Genomic DNA, 16,410 nt, shown 5'->3' with positions numbered 1-16,410 from the left:
GACGATCAGGCCGGGTCGCCATTGCGTCGGGGCTGCGCCCGTACCAGCCGATCCATGGTGCGCAGGGATTTCTCGCCGAGCTGCATTGCAGTGTCTACCCAGATCTCGGTGATCCGCATCATTTCATGCAGCGGCACCATGGTGGCGATCTCGTTGACCTCACGCATCGCCGCCCAGGCGTGCGGGATGCGTCGGCTTTCCTTGATCACCTGTTCGACTGCGGCAACACCTTCGCCCACCGGCACCACGATGTCGACCAGGCCCATTTCCTTCAGCTGGCTGGCGGTGTAGAGGTTGCCTTCCAGCATGATCTTCTCCGCCAGTCGCGGACTGATCCGCTGGCACAGGAAGGAGTAGGCGCCCATGCCGGGGAACAGGTCGAACAGCACCTCCGGCAGGCCCATCAACACGCCTTCCTCAGCGACAATGGTGTGGCAGCTCAGTGCGGCCTCGAAGCCGCCCCCCAGTGCATTGCCCTGGACCAGGGCGATGCTGTGGGCACGGGTGCCCAGGCCGGCATGGAAGGCATGCACGCCGCGCACGCAGCGCTGGGCATAGTCGAGCAGGCGGGCGCGGTCGCCCTCGCGGATCAGGCGGCAGAACAGTTCGAGATCGCCGCCCAGGTTGAACACGTCGCTGTCCGAGGCAAGTACGACATGGGGTGACAGAGCGTGCGAGGCGCTGAGGCGATCGCCCAGTTCGCGCTGGTAGTCGACGATGTCATCGACCAGGCGCGAGGCGAAGCACGGCCGGCCTGGCTGGTTGACCAGGTTGGCGTGCATATGGATCCAGTAAACGTCCCGCTCGGGTTCTTCGGTGATACGCAGGGTAGGGTGCTGCGAGGGACGGGTAATGATGGGGCGTACTGCAGACATGGGAGTTCTCCGTGTGACCGTCCGGCCAACCGCAGAGCGGACGGAGAGGAGTGAGGGGGCGAGCTGAACATGCGGCGGCGACTGATTCTATGCACCCGTCGTGAACCGCCCGCAAGCGCCGGGCCGGCCATGTTCCGGCAACAAAAAGACCCCGCCGTCTCCGGCGGGGTCCCCTGTACTGTCGTGTTGCCCGGAAACCCTTACTGGGCGGGCGTATCACGCAGCTCGCGACGGAGAATCTTGCCGACGTTGGTCTTCGGCAGCTCCTTTCGGAATTCTACGATTCTGGGGTGCTTATAACCGGTCAGGTTGGCCCGGGCATGTTCCTTGACCATTTCCGCGGTCAGGTTCGGGTCCTTCTTCACGATCACGACCTTCACGACCTCGCCGGACTTCTCGTCCGGGACACCGACCGCAGCCACTTCCAGCACGCCGGGCATCATCGCGATGACGTCCTCGACCTCGTTCGGGTACACGTTGAAGCCGGACACCAGGATCATGTCCTTCTTGCGGTCGACGATGTAGAAGAAGCCCTGTTCGTCCATCTTCGCCATGTCGCCGGTGTGCAGCCAGCCGTCGGCGTCGATGGCGGTGGCGGTTTCCTCCGGGCGCTGCCAGTAGCCCTTCATCACCTGCGGGCCCCTGATGCACAGTTCACCCACTTCGCCCAGCGCCAAAATGTTGCCGTTGTCGTCCTTGATGCAGGCATCGGTGGACGGGATTGGAAGGCCGATGGCGCCGTTGTACTCGGGCAGGGTGAGCGGATTGATGCAGGCTGCCGGCGAGGTCTCGGTCAGGCCGTAGGCCTCGACCAGGGTCACGCCGGTGACCTTCTTCCAGCGTTCGGCCACGGCACGTTGGACGGCCATGCCACCGCCCAGGGTGAACTTGACCGAGGAGAAGTCGATCTCGTCGAAGCCGGGGGTGTTGAGCAGGCCGTTGAACAGCGTGTTGACACCGGTGATGGCGGTGAAGCGGGTACCCTTGAGCTCCTTGACGAAGCCCTTCATGTCGCGCGGGTTGGTGATCAGGTGGTTGCAGCCACCGAATTTCATGAAGACCAGGCCGTTCGCGGTCAACGCGAAGATGTGGTACAGCGGCAGGGCCGTGATGATCACTTCCTTGCCCGGCTCGATGCCCGAGGTGGACAGCCACGCCGACGCCTGCTGCATGTTGGCGATCAGGTTGCGGTTGGTCAGCATCGCGCCCTTGGCCACGCCGGTGGTACCGCCGGTGTACTGCAGGAAGGCGATGTCGTCGTGGTCGATCTCGACAGGCGGAAGCGCGTGGCGGCTGCCCAGCTTGAGCGCCTGCCTGAAGCGGACGGCGCCCTTGATGTGGTAGTTGGGCACCATCTTCTTGACGTACTTCAGTACGAAGTTGACGATCGCGCCCTTGGCGCCGAGCAGGTCGCCCAGGCCGGTGGTGACCACGTGCTTGACCGGCGTATCGGCGATGACCTGTTCGACGGTGTCGCCGAAGTTGTCGACCACCACCAGCGCACTGACGCCGGCGTCGACCAGCTGGTGCTTGAGTTCGCGCGCGGTGTACAGCGGGTTGACGTTGACCACGGTCAGTCCGGCGCGCAGCACGCCGAAGGTGGCCACCGGGTACTGCAGGCAGTTGGGCATCATCAGGGCGACGCGGTCACCCTTCTTGAGCTTGAGCTCACCCAGCAGGTAGGCGGCGAACTGGGTGACCAGCGCGTCTGTCTCACCATAGGTGAGGACCTTGCCGAAGCTGGAGTAGGCGGGACGGTCGCGGAATTTCGCGACGGAAGCGTCGAAGACCGAAGCTACCGAATGGAACTCGTTGACGTCGATTTCGGCGGGAACGCCTTTCGGATAGCTCTGCAGCCAGGGACGATCCAGACTCATATTCCCCCTCCAGGAATCGTGATGTATTAGGTTCGGCCCCGAGCGTATCGACAATGGCCGTTCATTGCAGCATACCCCGCCGTAGGGAAAACGCGAAGAGGGGTTTGCGTGGCGCATTGTGCGAACGCGTCAAACGGCGCCGGGCATGGCCTGGCGCTACCGAAGGCAGGACGCGCCTGGTAGCGCCGGGCCATGCCCGGCGGGTGTTTCAAGGTGTGCGGCTGGCTCAGCCCTGCTTGCGCACCGGTGCACCGTTGGCCTTGTAATACGGCGCGGTGCTGCGGGCCAGCGGGGTGCGGCCGCGGATCACGTCGGCCAGCTTCTCGGCCATCATGATGGTCGGCGCGTTGAGGTTGCCGGTCACCACCTGCGGCATGATCGAGGCATCGACGATGCGCAGGCCTTCCAGCCCGTGCACGCGGCCCTGGCCGTCGACCACCGCCATCGGGTCATCGGCATGGCCCATCTTGTTCGAGCACGACGGGTGGTAGGCGGTCTCGGCATGCTCGCGCACGAATGCGTCGATCTGCGCGTCGGTCTGCAGCGCGCTGCCCGGCGAGATCTCGCGGCCGCTGTACGGTGCCAGCGCCGGCTGCGCGAAGATCTCGCGGGTGATGCGGATCGCCGCGCGGAACTCACGCCAGTCCTGCTCGTGCGACATGTAGTTGAACAGGATGCTCGGATGTTCGCGCGGATCCTTCGAACGCACATGGATGCGGCCGCGGCTGGGCGAGCGCATCGAACCGACGTGCATCTGGAAGCTGTGCGCCTTGATCGGGTTGGAGCCGTTGTAATTGATCGCCACCGGCAGGAAGTGGTACTGCAGGTTCGGCCAGTCGAATTCGGCGTCGCTGCGGATGAAGCCGCCGGCCTCGAACTGGTTGCTGGCGCCGATGCCGGTGCCCAGGAACAGCCACTCGGCACCGATCGCCGGCTGGTTGTACAGCTTCAGTGCCGGCGCCAGCGACACCGGCTTCTTGCATTCGTACTGCAGGTACATCTCCAGGTGATCCTGCAGGTTGGCGCCGACGCCTGGCAGGTGGTGCACCAGGTCGATGTCCAGGCTGCGCAGCAGGTCGGCCGGGCCGACGCCCGAGCGCTGCAGGATCTGCGGCGAGGCGATGGCGCCACCGCACAGCAGCACTTCGCGGCGGGCGGTGGCACGCTGTGGCTGGTCGTTGTGCAGCCACTGCACGCCCACCGCACGCTTGCCCGAGAACAGGATGCGGTCGGTCAGCGCGTGGGTGACGATGGTCAGGTTCGGACGCGGCTTGGCCAGGTCCAGGTAGCCGCGGGCAGTGCTGGAGCGACGGCCCTTCGGGGTCACCGTGCGGTCCATCGGGCCGAAGCCTTCCTGCTGGTAGCCGTTGAGGTCGTCGGTGCGCGGATAGCCGGCCTGCACGCCGGCTTCGACCATCGCCGCGAACAGCTCGTTGTTGCCGGCCTTCGGCGTGGTCACGCGCAGCGGGCCGTCGCCACCGTGGTAGTCATTGGGGCCGATGTCGCGGGTTTCGGCCTTGCGGAAATACGGCAGGCAGTCCAGGTAGGTCCAATCCTCCAAGCCCGGCATGCTGGCCCAGTTGTCATAGTCCATCGCGTTGCCGCGGATGTAGCACATGCCGTTGATCAGCGACGAGCCGCCCAGGCCCTTGCCGCGTCCGCAGTCCATGCGGCGGTTGTTCATGAAGGGCTCCGGATCGGTCTTGTACGCCCAGTTGTAGCGCTTGCCCTGCAGCGGGAAGGCAAGCGCCGCCGGCATCTGGGTACGGAAGTCGAACCGGTAGTCCGGGCCACCGGCTTCCAGCAGCAGCACGCTGACATCGGCATCTTCGGTGAGGCGGGTGGCCAGCACGTTGCCGGCCGAGCCTGCGCCGATGATGATGTAGTCGTACTCGTTATGGGTGCTCATGGGTGTCTCCTGCAGGCCGCGGCGCGCTGCATGCAGGCGTCGCGGCGGAATGTCGGATCGGCGCGGTGGCCGGACGAGGGTGCGCGCTTGCGGCGCGCCGGTCAGAACACGCTGGCGTAGTCGCCCAGCTCGACCTGCACCGACTTGATGCGGGTGTAGTGGCCGAGGGTGGAGATGCCGTTCTCACGGCCGACGCCCGATTCCTTGTAGCCACCGACCGGCATTTCGGCCGGCGATTCACCCCAGGTGTTGATCCAGCAGATGCCGGCTTCCAGGCGGTGGATGATGCGGTGCGCGCGGCTGATGTCCTTGCTGACCACGCCCGCAGCCAGGCCGAAGGTGGTGTCGTTGGCGCGGCGCACCACTTCGTCCTCGTCGTCGTAGGCGAGGATGCTCATCACCGGCCCGAAGATCTCTTCCCGGACAATCGTCATGTCATCGCGGCAGTCGGAGAACACGGTCGGCAGCACGTAGGCGCCATTGGCCAGCGCGCCCTCGGTGGCACGGCCACCGCCGGTCAGCAGGCGGGCGCCCTCGGCCTTGCCGCTCTCGATGTAGCGCAGCACGTTTTCCATGTGCGGGAAGCTGGTCAGCGGGCCGAAGTTGGTCTCGGCGTCCATCGGGTCGCCGATGCGGATGCGCTTGACGCGCTCGACGACGGCGGCCTCGAATGCGGCCAGCATGCTGCGCGGCACGAACACGCGGGTGCCGTTGGTGCAGACCTGGCCGGAGCTGAAGAAGTTGGCCATCACCGCGATGTCGGCCGCGCGGTCCAGATCGGCGTCATCGCAGATCACCAGCGGCGACTTGCCGCCCAGCTCCATGGTCACTTCCTTCAGCGACGAGGACGCGGCGCTGGCCATCACCTTCTTGCCGGTGGCGACGCCGCCGGTGAAGGAGATCTTCTCGATCACCGGGTGCTCGGTCAGCCACTGCCCGATCTCGCGGCCCGGGCCCTGCACGACGTTGAACACGCCGGCCGGCACACCGGCTTCGGTGTAGATCTCGGCCAGGCGGATCGCGGTCAACGGGGTCACTTCGGAGGGCTTGAACACCATCGCGTTGCCGGCAGCAAGGGCCGGGGCCGACTTCCACATGGCGATCTGGATCGGGTAGTTCCAGGCGCCGATGCCGGCGACCACGCCCAGCGGCTCGCGACGGGTGTAGAAGAAGCTCGATTCGCGCAGCGGCAGCTGGATGCCCTCGATGGCGGTGGCCAGGCCGGCGTAGTACTCGACCACGTCGGCACCGGTGACGATGTCCACGGTGGTGGTTTCGGCCAGCGCCTTGCCGGTGTCCAGAGTCTCCAGCTGGGCCAGTTCGTCGTTGCGCTCGCGCAGGAGCTCGACGGCGCGGCGCAGGATGCGCGAACGCTCCATGGCCGTCATCGCCGCCCACACCTTCTGGCCCTCGGCCGCGCTCTGCACGGCGCGCTCGACGTCGGCCTGGCTGGCGACCTGCACCTCGGCGATCACCTCACCGGTGGCCGGGTTGACGGTCTTGAAGGTCTTGCCGCTGGTGGCATCGACGCGCTGGCCGTGGATGTAGAGCTGTTGGACGGGCAGGGTGGTCATGGGGCGTACTCCTTGGAAGGGGGCGGGTGCTGAAGCGCTTATAGCGCGGCAGCCTGCAACTGGAAGTCGATGTAGCCGTAAGCGATGCGCCGGGACTTCTCGGCATTGAACTGGCCGCCGACCAGGCTGCCGCGCAGCCACAGGCCATCAATCATCGCGGCCAGGCCGCGGGCGGCCAGGCGGGCCTGCGGGTGGGGCAGCAGGCGGTTGAACTGGTGGCAGAGGTTGGAGAACAGGCGCTGGTCGTTGGCGCGCTGCAGCCGGGCCAGTTCCGGCTGGTGCATGCTCGCGGCCCAGAAGGTGAGCCAGACGCGCATGGCGGTGCCGTTGATCTGGCTGTCGTCGAAGTTGCCATCGACGATGGCGCGCAGCTGCTCGCGCGGGTCGTCGCTGGCGTCGGCGCGGTAGCGGGCGACGGCGTCCTTCAGTTCGCGCAGGATCTGCCGCATTGCAGCATTGAGCAGGCCGTCCTTGTCGCCGAAGTAGTGGGCGACGATGCCGCTGGACAAGCCCGCCTTCTTCGCGATGGTGGCGACGGTCGCATCGGCCATGCCGATCTCGTCGATGGTCTGGAAAGTGGCCCGGATCAGCTGCTCGCGCCGTACCGGTTCCACGCCTTTCTTCGGCATTGTCTCTCCACGGTTTGCGACCCGAAGGATCGGGCTGCCCGCCATTATGCTTTTTATTGATTGAACGTTCAATCAATAAACCCTAGGATGCGCTCGCGCCCCACGCCATGGGCCCGGTTTACCGGTCCGGCCCCGCCCATGTGCTCCCTCGGACTTGATGAGACGACCCCATGTCTTCCCTGGCTCATCCCAAGCGTTCGCCCCTGCGCTTGAACCGTTTTGTTTTCCTCAGCTCCTCGGTGTCGATCGGCATCCTCGGGCTGCTCACCGTTCTCTATCCCGAAGGCAGCGAGCACTGGCTGCAATGGGCGCAGGCCGAAGTGTCGGCCGCGTTCGGCTGGTGGTACATGCTGCTGATCGTGCTGTGCCTGGGCTTCGTGCTGTGGCTGGCGTTCTCGCCGTACGGCCGCATCCGCCTGGGCCACAACGAGGAATCACCGGCCTTCGGCTATGTCGCCTGGGTTTCGATGCTGTTCTCGGCCGGGATCGGCATCGCGCTGCTGTACTACGGCGCCTACGAGCCGCTGGATCATTTCCTCAATCCACCCGGGCAGCCCGGCGGCACCGTGGCCGCCGGCCGTGAAGCGATGGTGCTGACCTTCCTGCACTGGGGCCTGCATGGCTGGGCGCTGTATGCGCTGGTCGGCGTGGCACTGGGCTATTTCGCCTATCGCCGGGACCTGCCGCTGGCGCTGCGCTCTGCGTTGTACCCGGTCTTCGGTGAGCGCATCCATGGCCGCATCGGCGACATGGTGGATGGCTTCGGCATCCTGGCCACGCTGATCTCGATGGTGACCAACCTCGGCATCGGCGCGCTGGTGGTGCAGTCCGGCCTGGTCTACCTGTTCCACATCCCGGATACGCCGCAGGTGCTGGTGGCGATCGTGCTGGTGATGATGGTGGTGGCCACCATCGGCGTGGTTGCAGGCGTGGAAAAGGGCATTGCCTGGCTCTCCAACCTCAACGTGCGCCTGCTGTGCGGCCTGCTGCTGTTCGTGCTGGTCACCGGCCCGACCCTGCACCTGTTCGATGGCCTGATCCAGAACACCGGCGATTACCTCGGTGCGTTCGTGCGCAAGAGTTTCGACATGTACCTCAACGACCCGAAGGGGCGTGAGTGGATGGGCTCGTGGACGCTGTTCTACTGGGCCTGGTGGATCGCCTGGGCGCCGTTCGTCGGCCTTTTCGTGGCGCGCATCTCGCGGGGACGCACCATCCGTGAAGTTGTCATGGGCGTGCTTCTCATCCCGCTCGGTTTCACCCTGGCGTGGCTGTCGATCTTCGGCAACACCGCCATCGACCTGGTCCTCAACCATGGCCAGGCGATCCTGGGCGACGTGGCCCAGCACGATGCGGCGATGACGCTGTTCAAGCTGCTGGAATACCTGCCCGCCGCGCCGTACGTGGCCGGTGCCGCGGTGGTGATCGGCTTCGTGCTGTTCCTGACCCCGGTCGATTCGGGCACGCTGATGATCGCCAACCTGTGCACCCGTCGTGTTGACGATGGCGTAGAAGATGGCCATGACGCGCCGATCTGGCTGCGCGTGTTCTGGGCCGTCGGTATCACCGTGGCCAGCGTCGGGCTGCTGCTGGCCGGCAATTTCAGCGCAATGCAGACGGCGGTGGTGCTGTGCGGCCTGCCGTTCTCGTTCACCCTGGCGTTCTACATGTGGGGCCTGCTGAAGGCGCTGCGCACCGACCCGGACGCACCGCGCCGGTGAGCGCTTCTGTAGAGCCGAGCCCACGCTCGGCTGCTGTCGGCGCAGAAGCAGCCGAGCGCAGGCTCGGCTCTACAAGGGGGCATCAGAAACGCAAAGGGCCGGACCCGCAAGGATCCGGCCCTTTTCCGTTACTTGCTGGCCAGCTGGCGCAGCACGTACTGCAGCAGGCCACCGTGACGGAAGTACTCGACTTCCTTCGGGGTCAGCAGCATCACCGACACCTCGAAGGTCTTCCTGGTGCCATCGGCCTTGGTGGCGGTGACCGTGGCGCGCTTGCTGGCACCGTCCTGCAGGCCGGTGATGTCGATCACTTCCGAGCCGTCCAGGCCCAGGCTCTGCGCATTCTCGCCGTTGCGGAACTGCAGCGGCAGCACGCCCATGCCGACCAGGTTGGAACGGTGGATACGCTCGAAGCTCTCGGCGATGACCGCCTTCACTCCCAACAGCAGGGTGCCCTTGGCCGCCCAGTCGCGCGACGAGCCGGTGCCGTATTCCTTGCCGGCCAGCACCACCAGCGGCACCTTGTCGGCCTTGTATTTCATGGCCGCATCGTAGATCGCCAGCTTTTCCGGCTGGCCGCCGTCGGCCGGGTAGTACAGGGTGTTGCCGCCTTCCTCGCCACCGAACATCAGGTTCTTGATGCGGATGTTGGCGAAGGTGCCGCGGACCATCACGTCGTCGTTGCCGCGGCGGCTGCCGTAGCTGTTGAAGTCGGCCGGCTGCACGCCGCGTGCCTGCAGGAAGCGGCCTGCCGGCGAGTCCTTCTTGATGTTGCCGGCCGGGGAGATGTGGTCGGTGGTGATCGAGTCGCCGAACAGGCCCATCACGCGCGCGCCGTGCACGTCGTCGATGCTGCCGGTCTGCATGGTCATGCCATCGAAATATGGCGGGTTCTTGATGTAGGTGGAGGCGTCGCTCCACGCGTACAGGTTGCCGTCCGGCGAGGCGATGGTGTTCCAGCGGGTGTCACCCTTGAACACATCGGCGTAGTTCTGCTTGAACATCTCCGGGCCGATGGTGGCGGCGATGACGTCGCCGATTTCCTTGTTGCTCGGCCAGATGTCGCGCAGGAACACCGGCTGGCCATCGCTGCCGGTACCCAGCGGCTGGGTGGTCAGGTCGATGTCGGTGGTGCCGGCGATGGCGTAGGCCACCACCAGCGGCGGACTGGCCAGGTAGTTCATCTTCACTTCGGGGTGCACGCGGCCCTCGAAGTTGCGGTTGCCGGACAGCACCGAGGTGACCACAAGATCGCCGGCGGCGATGCCGGCGCTGACTTCGGTCGGCAGCGGGCCGGAGTTGCCGATGCAGGTGGTGCAGCCGTAGCCGACCACGTAGAAGCCGATCTTCTCCAGTTCCTTCAGTACGCCCGCCTTTTCCAGGTAGTCGGTGACCACGCGCGAGCCTGGGCCGAGCGAGGTCTTCACCCACGGCTGGCGGTTCAGGCCCTTGGCGGCCGCGTTGCGGGCCAGCAGGCCGGCACCGATCATCACCGCCGGGTTGGAGGTATTGGTGCAGGAGGTGATGGCCGCGATGACCACCGCGCCATCTTTCAGCCGCACCTTGCTGCCTTCGATCTCGATGTCGGCGAAGCCCTTGGCCAGCTGCTCGTTGCCGACCGCCGCGCCACCGCCTTCGTTGACGAAGGTGGCAACGTCCTCGCTGCGCTTGTCACGGTTGGCAGTCAGGCCGACCAGCGCTTCGCGGTAGTTCTTCTGCACGTCTTCGAGCAGGACGCGGTCCTGCGGACGCTTCGGGCCGGCCAGCGACGGCTTCACCGTGCCCATGTCCAGTTCCAGCGTGGTGCTGTACTGGGCATGCGGGCTGCCCGGTTCGTGCCACAGTCCTTGCGCTTTGGCATAGGCCTCGACAAGGTTGATCTGCTCTTCGCTGCGGCCGGACAGGCGCAGGTAGTTCAGCGATTCGGCGTCGATCGGGAAGATGCCGCAGGTGGCGCCGTATTCCGGGGCCATGTTGCCGATGGTGGCGCGGTCGGCCAGCGGCAGGTGCTGCAGGCCATCACCGTAGAACTCGACGAACTTGCCGACCACGCCCAGCTTGCGCAGCATCTGGGTAACGGTCAGCACCAGGTCGGTGGCGGTGGCGCCCTCGGGCAGCTTGCCGGTCAGCTTGAAGCCGACCACCTGCGGGATCAGCATCGACGACGGCTGGCCGAGCATGGCCGCCTCCGCTTCGATGCCGCCCACGCCCCAGCCCAGCACGCCGATGCCGTTGATCATGGTGGTGTGGCTGTCGGTACCGAACACGGTATCCGGGTAGGCCACGGCTTTGCCATCCTTCTCCGCGGTCATCACCACGCGAGCCAGGTTTTCCAGGTTCACCTGGTGCACGATGCCGGTGTTGGGCGGCACTACCTTGAAGTTGTCGAAGGCCTTCTGGCCCCAGCGCAGGAAGCCGTAGCGTTCCTGGTTGCGCTGGAACTCGATCTTGCCGTTGAGGTCCAGCGCGTCGGGCTTGCCGAACACATCGACCTGCACCGAGTGGTCGATGACCAGTTCGGAGGGAATCTGCGGATTGATCTGCTCCGGCTTGCCGCCGAGCTTGACGACGGCGTCGCGCATCGCGGCCAGGTCGACCACGCAGGGCACGCCGGTGAAGTCCTGCAGGACCACGCGTGCGGGCATGAACGCGATTTCGGTGTCCGGCTCGGCCGCCGGGTTCCAGCGGGCCACGGCTTCGATGTGGTCCTTGCCGACGGTGATGCCGCCATCCTCGTGCCGGAGCAGGTTCTCCAGCAGGATCTTCATCGAGTAGGGCAGGTGGGAGATATCGAAGCGCTGGCCCAGCGTGGGCAGGCTGAAGTAGTCGTACGTCTTGCCGCCGACGTTCAGCTGGCTGCGGGTGGAGAACGAATCGCTCATGCGGGGTAACTCCTTCTTGCGGATGGCTTGCAGTGGCCCGCGCATGGGCGGGCCTGCTTGCGGTCGCCGCGGGCCTGTTGGCCCCGGAAGTTCCAGTATGAACCCGAAACTGAATGGATTCACCCGGGCCGGGTTCGGCCTGCGGCATCGGTTCCAGACTACAGGGGAGGTTGTATGGCGTATGTCACGTTTGTGGCCGATCCTTTGCGAGGCAAGGGCTGGCGGGGTGCCGGTCCTGTTCAGGGTGGAAGTATGCCCAAGGAAGTATGTATAATTTGTGCATACTCTGGAGGGCCTACCGATGGAAGCCACTGTTGCAGAACGCGGACAGATCACCCTGCCCAAGGCGGTGCGTGATGCCCTCGGCCTGACCAAGGGCACGCTGCTGAAGGTCGAGCTGGACGGCAGCCGCATCATCCTGCGCAAGAGTGTTGACGATGCCATTTCACGGGCGCGCGGCAAGTTCGCGCTGGACGGCTTCGAATCCTCCGACGCAGCGGTACGCGCGGTGCGTGACGAGGAATAAGCCGTGATGATCGCCGTCGATTCACCGGTGCTGGTCGAGCTGCTCAGCAATGGTCCGCAGGCCGATGCCGTGGAGGCCATCCTCCGGCAGAGCCTGGTGGGTGGCCGTGTGGTGGTCTGCGGCGCGACCCTGGCCGAGGTCTGCGCATCGCTGCGCGGCGGCGCCGAGGTGCTCGAAGCGCTGGAAGAAATGGGCGTGCACTTCAACCCGATGGAAGCCAAGTCGGCGCTGCGCGCCGGCGAGATGCACCGCCGTCATCGCCAGCGTGGCGGCAGCCGCCGCAGCCTGGACGAATTCATGGTCGGCGCCCACGCACTGCTGCAGTGCGATGGCCTGATCACCTGGAACGACACGTTTTACCGCGACTACTTCAAGGGCCTGAAGCTGATCGTGCCGCACGCCTGAGCCCACTTTGTTATTTCAACCTACGCATTACCCGGGAGTTGTCATGTTGGAAGCCTACCGCCACCACGTCGCCGAGCGCGCTGCGCTTGGCATCCCGCCGCTGCCGCTGAGCGCGCAGCAGACGGCCGATGTCATCGAACTGCTGAAGAACCCGCCGCAGGGCGAGGCCGAGTTCCTGCTCGACCTGCTGACCCATCGCGTGCCGGCCGGCGTCGATGACGCGGCCAAGGTCAAGGCGTCGTACCTGGCGGCGATCGCCCTGGGCAGCGAGCAGAACCCGCTGATCAGCCGTGAGCGCGCCACCGAGCTGCTGGGCACCATGCTCGGCGGTTACAACGTCGCCCCGCTGGTGCAGCTGCTGGACGACGCCAGCGTCGGCACCATCGCCGCCAACGGCCTGAAGAAGACCCTGCTGGTGTTCGATGCGTTCCATGACGTGCAGGAAAAGGCCAAGGCCGGCAACGCCAACGCCCAGGCCGTGCTGCAGAGCTGGGCCGATGCCGAGTGGTTCACCAGCAATCCGGAAGTGCCGCAGAGCCTGACCGTCACCGTGTTCAAGGTGCCGGGCGAGACCAACACCGACGACCTGTCGCCGGCACCGGACGCGACCACCCGCCCGGACATTCCGATGCACGCGCTGGCGATGCTGAAGAACAAGCGCGACGACGCGCCGTTCACCCCGGAAGAAGACGGCAAGCGCGGCCCGATCCAGCAGATCCTGTCGCTGAAGGACAAGGGCCACCTGGTGGCCTACGTCGGCGACGTGGTCGGCACCGGCTCCTCGCGCAAGTCGGCCACCAACAGCGTGCTGTGGTGGACCGGCGATGACATTCCGTACATCCCGAACAAGCGTGCCGGTGGCGTGTGCCTGGGCGGCAAGATCGCCCCGATCTTCTACAACACGATGGAAGATGCCGGTGCGCTGCCGATCGAGCTGGACGTGTCGAAGATGGAGCACGGCGACGTCATCGAGCTGCGCCCGTACGAAGGCAAGGCGCTGAAGAACGGCGAGGTGATCGCCGAATTCCAGGTCAAGTCCGACGTGCTGTTCGACGAAGTGCGTGCCGGTGGCCGCATCCCGCTGATCATCGGCCGTGGCCTGACCGGCAAGGCGCGCGAAGCGCTGGGCCTGGCCCCGACCGACCTGTTCCGCCTGCCGGTGCAGCCGGCCGATACCGGCAAGGGCTTCTCGCTGGCGCAGAAGATGGTCGGCCGCGCCTGTGGCCTGCCGGAAGGCCAGGGCATGCGCCCGGGCACGTACTGCGAACCGAAGATGACCTCGGTCGGCTCGCAGGACACCACGGGCCCGATGACCCGTGACGAGCTGAAGGACCTGGCCTGCCTGGGCTTCTCGGCCGACCTGGTGATGCAGTCGTTCTGCCACACCGCCGCCTACCCGAAGCCGGTGGACGTGAAGACCCACCACACCCTGCCGGAGTTCATCTCCACCCGTGGCGGCGTCTCGCTGCGCCCGGGCGACGGCGTGATCCACAGCTGGCTCAACCGCATGCTGCTGCCGGACACCGTCGGTACCGGTGGTGACTCGCACACCCGTTTCCCGGTGGGCATTTCGTTCCCGGCCGGCTCGGGCCTGGTCGCCTTCGCTGCGGCCACCGGCGTGATGCCGCTGGACATGCCGGAGTCGGTGCTGGTGCGCTTCAAGGGCAAGATGCAGCCGGGCGTGACCCTGCGTGACCTGGTCAACGCGATCCCGCTGTACGCGATCAAGTCGGGCCTGCTGACCGTGGCCAAGGCCGGCAAGAAGAACATCTTCTCCGGCCGCATCCTGGAAATCGAAGGCTTGCCGGAGCTGAAGGTCGAACAGGCGTTCGAACTGTCCGACGCCTCGGCCGAGCGTTCGGCCGCCGGTTGCTCGGTGCGGCTGAACAAGGAACCGATCATCGAGTACCTGACCAGCAACATCACCCTGCTGAAGTGGATGATTGCCGAGGGTTACCAGGATCCGCGTTCGCTGCAGCGTCGCATCGAGAAGATGGAAGCCTGGCTGGCCAACCCGCAGCTGCTGGAGCCGGATGCCGACGCCGAGTACGCCGCCGTCATCGAGATCGACCTGGCCGACATCCACGAGCCGATCGTGGCCTGCCCGAACGACCCGGACGACGTGAAGACCCTGTCCGAAGTCGCTGGCGCCAAGATCGACGAAGTGTTCATCGGTTCGTGCATGACCAACATCGGTCACTTCCGTGCCGCTGCGAAGCTGCTGGAAGGCAAGCGTGACCTGCCGACCCGCCTGTGGGTGGCCCCGCCGACCAAGATGGATGCCTCGGAGCTGACCAAGGAAGGCGTGTACGGCACCTTCGGTGCCACCGGCGCACGCATGGAAATGCCGGGCTGCTCGCTGTGCATGGGCAACCAGGCGCAGATCCGCGAGGGTTCCACCGCGATGTCGACCTCGACCCGCAACTTCCCGAACCGCCTGGGCCGCAACACCAACGTGTACCTGGGCTCGGCCGAACTGGCCGCGATCTGCTCGCGTCTGGGCCGCATCCCGACCAAGGAGGAGTACATGGCGGACATCGGCGTGATCAACGCCAATGGTGCGGAGATCTACCGCTACATGAACTTCGACCAGATCGAGGAATATCAGGACGTGGCCAAGACGGTCGCTGCCTGATGCGGTAACTGAAAACCCCCGGCTTGCGCCGGGGGTTTTTTGTGAGCGGACAACGCATGGGGGTGTCGGCTGCTGGCCGGCACCCCGATGAAACGAAGAACCCTCGGTGAAAGCCGGGGGTTCTTTCGTTGCCTGATGGCCTGTAGCGCCGTCCATGCTTGGCAGCTGTTCGCGCGATGCGCGATGAGTCGAGCGCGGCTCGACTCTACAAAGGCATCCACGCATGGCGTGGATCTACTGCCCGCGGAGTCCTTGAGCCGGGGCGCGCTATCAGCCGCGAGCGAGCGCCAGCAGCCGCTCGGCAATCCGTTCCAGTGGCACCTGTTCCTCAGCGGCGCCGAGTTTGAACGCTGCACCGGGCATGCCCCAGACCACGCTGGTGGCCTCGTCCTGCACCAGTGTCGGCGCGCCGGCCTGGCGCATTTCCAGCAGGCCGCGTGCGCCGTCGTCACCCATGCCGGTGAGGATGGCCCCGATGGCATTGCCACCCGCGCTCTGCGCGACCGAGCGGAACAGCACGTCCACCGCCGGCTTGTGCCGGTTCACCGCTGGGCCGTCGTCGACTCGGCAGCGCCAGCGTGCACCGTCACGGATGATGCGCAGGTGCTTGCCGCCGGGTGGCAGGTAGGCATGGCCGGGCAGCACCGCTTCGCCGTCGCTGGCCTCGCGCACGGCCATGGCCGAGTGGCGGTCCAGGCGTTCGGCGAAGGCACTGCTGAAGCTGGCCGGCAGGTGCTGGGTCATCACCACGGCTGGGCCATCGGCGGGCATGCCTTCCAGCACCACGCGCAGGGCTTCGGTGCCACCGGCCGACGAGCCGATCGCGATCAGGCGGTCGGTGGTGCGGAACTGCGGCGAGGCAGCACGCGTTGCCGGCGTTGCGTCCAGCGTGAGCTTCGGGGCGGCCGCGCGCACCAGCGGTCGCACCCGCGAGCGCGCCGCCATCTTCACCTTGGCGATGATTTCGTCGGCGTAGCCCTGCAGGCCGCGTGCGACGTCCAGCTTGGGCTTGGAGACGAAGTCCACCGCGCCCAGTGCCAGCGCCTGCAGCGTGGTGTCGGCGCCGCGTTCGGTCAGCGAAGAAATCATCACCACCGGCAGCGGGTGCAGCCGCATCAGGTTTTCCAGGAACGCCAGGCCGTCCATGCGCGGCATTTCCACGTCAAGCGTGATCACGTCCGGGGCCAGGCGCTTGATCTTCTCACGCGCCAGCAGCGGATCTGCGGCGGTGCCGACCACGTCGATGGCCGGGTCGCTGGACAGGATTTCCGTGAGCATCTGCCGCACGACGGCAGAGTCGTCGACGATCAGGACCCGGCAGGGGGCGTTGCCGGTCAGGGTCATTCGAACAACTCCACGCCGCCGGTGACCGGGGCC

General features: G+C 66.0%; 11 protein-coding genes. 4 read left to right on the top strand and 7 right to left on the bottom strand.

The genetic code is table 11. The features are described 5' to 3' along the window. Window positions 1-5: 5 nt before the first annotated feature. The 5 genes from rpfF to betI form a co-directional block, all read right to left on the bottom strand. On the bottom strand, window positions 6-875 hold the full coding sequence (gene rpfF / locus BN1263_RS04855) for a diffusible signal factor synthase RpfF (protein WP_058979922.1): 870 nt from the start codon (window positions 873-875) through the stop codon (window positions 6-8). 200 nt (window positions 876-1,075) lie between these two features. Next, window positions 1,076-2,752, bottom strand: coding sequence for a long-chain fatty acid--CoA ligase (locus BN1263_RS04850; RefSeq protein WP_019661476.1), 1,677 nt, complete (start codon window positions 2,750-2,752; stop codon window positions 1,076-1,078). A 226-nt stretch (window positions 2,753-2,978) separates the two neighbouring features. Next, complete coding sequence (betA, locus tag BN1263_RS04845) at window positions 2,979-4,661, bottom strand: choline dehydrogenase (protein WP_021202070.1); 1,683 nt, start codon at window positions 4,659-4,661, stop codon at window positions 2,979-2,981. Window positions 4,662-4,762: 101 nt separating this feature from the next. Next, window positions 4,763-6,235: a betaine-aldehyde dehydrogenase gene (gene betB / locus BN1263_RS04840; RefSeq protein ID WP_058979920.1), complete on the bottom strand. Its 1,473-nt coding sequence runs from the start codon at window positions 6,233-6,235 to the stop codon at window positions 4,763-4,765. 38 nt (window positions 6,236-6,273) lie between these two features. Then, entirely contained in the window at window positions 6,274-6,864 is a 591-nt protein-coding gene (gene betI / locus BN1263_RS04835; RefSeq protein WP_049395317.1) for a transcriptional regulator BetI, read from the bottom strand. A gap of 170 nt (window positions 6,865-7,034) precedes the next feature. Here betI and BN1263_RS04830 point away from each other — a divergent pair, with 170 nt between their 5' ends. After that, window positions 7,035-8,585, top strand: coding sequence for a BCCT family transporter (locus BN1263_RS04830; RefSeq protein WP_058979918.1), 1,551 nt, complete (start codon window positions 7,035-7,037; stop codon window positions 8,583-8,585). A gap of 128 nt (window positions 8,586-8,713) precedes the next feature. Here the strand turns inward: BN1263_RS04830 and acnA are convergent, their stop codons facing one another. Continuing rightward, window positions 8,714-11,467: an aconitate hydratase AcnA gene (gene acnA, locus BN1263_RS04825; protein WP_058979916.1), complete on the bottom strand. Its 2,754-nt coding sequence runs from the start codon at window positions 11,465-11,467 to the stop codon at window positions 8,714-8,716. Between the two features lie 301 nt (window positions 11,468-11,768). Here acnA and BN1263_RS04820 point away from each other — a divergent pair, with 301 nt between their 5' ends. Genes BN1263_RS04820 through acnB form a run of 3 tightly spaced genes read left to right on the top strand, consistent with a single transcriptional unit; the run spans window position 11,769 to window position 15,033 of the window. Next, window positions 11,769-11,993, top strand: a complete 225-nt coding sequence (locus tag BN1263_RS04820) for an AbrB/MazE/SpoVT family DNA-binding domain-containing protein (protein WP_005409505.1) — start codon at window positions 11,769-11,771, stop codon at window positions 11,991-11,993. Window positions 11,994-11,999: 6 nt separating this feature from the next. Further along, window positions 12,000-12,398, top strand: a complete 399-nt coding sequence (locus BN1263_RS04815) for a type II toxin-antitoxin system VapC family toxin (protein ID WP_005416402.1) — start codon at window positions 12,000-12,002, stop codon at window positions 12,396-12,398. A gap of 43 nt (window positions 12,399-12,441) precedes the next feature. Then, a complete protein-coding gene (gene acnB, locus BN1263_RS04810; RefSeq protein ID WP_058979914.1) occupies window positions 12,442-15,033 on the top strand; it encodes a bifunctional aconitate hydratase 2/2-methylisocitrate dehydratase in 2,592 nt (863 codons plus the stop codon). Window positions 15,034-15,303: 270 nt separating this feature from the next. On the opposite strand, the gene cheB is transcribed toward acnB, so the two are convergent. After that, entirely contained in the window at window positions 15,304-16,377 is a 1,074-nt protein-coding gene (cheB, locus tag BN1263_RS04805; RefSeq protein WP_144435324.1) for a protein-glutamate methylesterase/protein-glutamine glutaminase, read from the bottom strand. Window positions 16,378-16,410: the final 33 nt, after the last annotated feature.

It is taken from the genome of Stenotrophomonas thermophila, from assembly GCF_001499715.1.
Taxonomy (GTDB): Bacteria; Pseudomonadota; Gammaproteobacteria; order Xanthomonadales; family Xanthomonadaceae; genus Stenotrophomonas; species Stenotrophomonas hibiscicola.
Note: the sequence above shows the minus strand (reverse complement) of the source record. Positions and strands in the feature narration are given on the sequence as shown.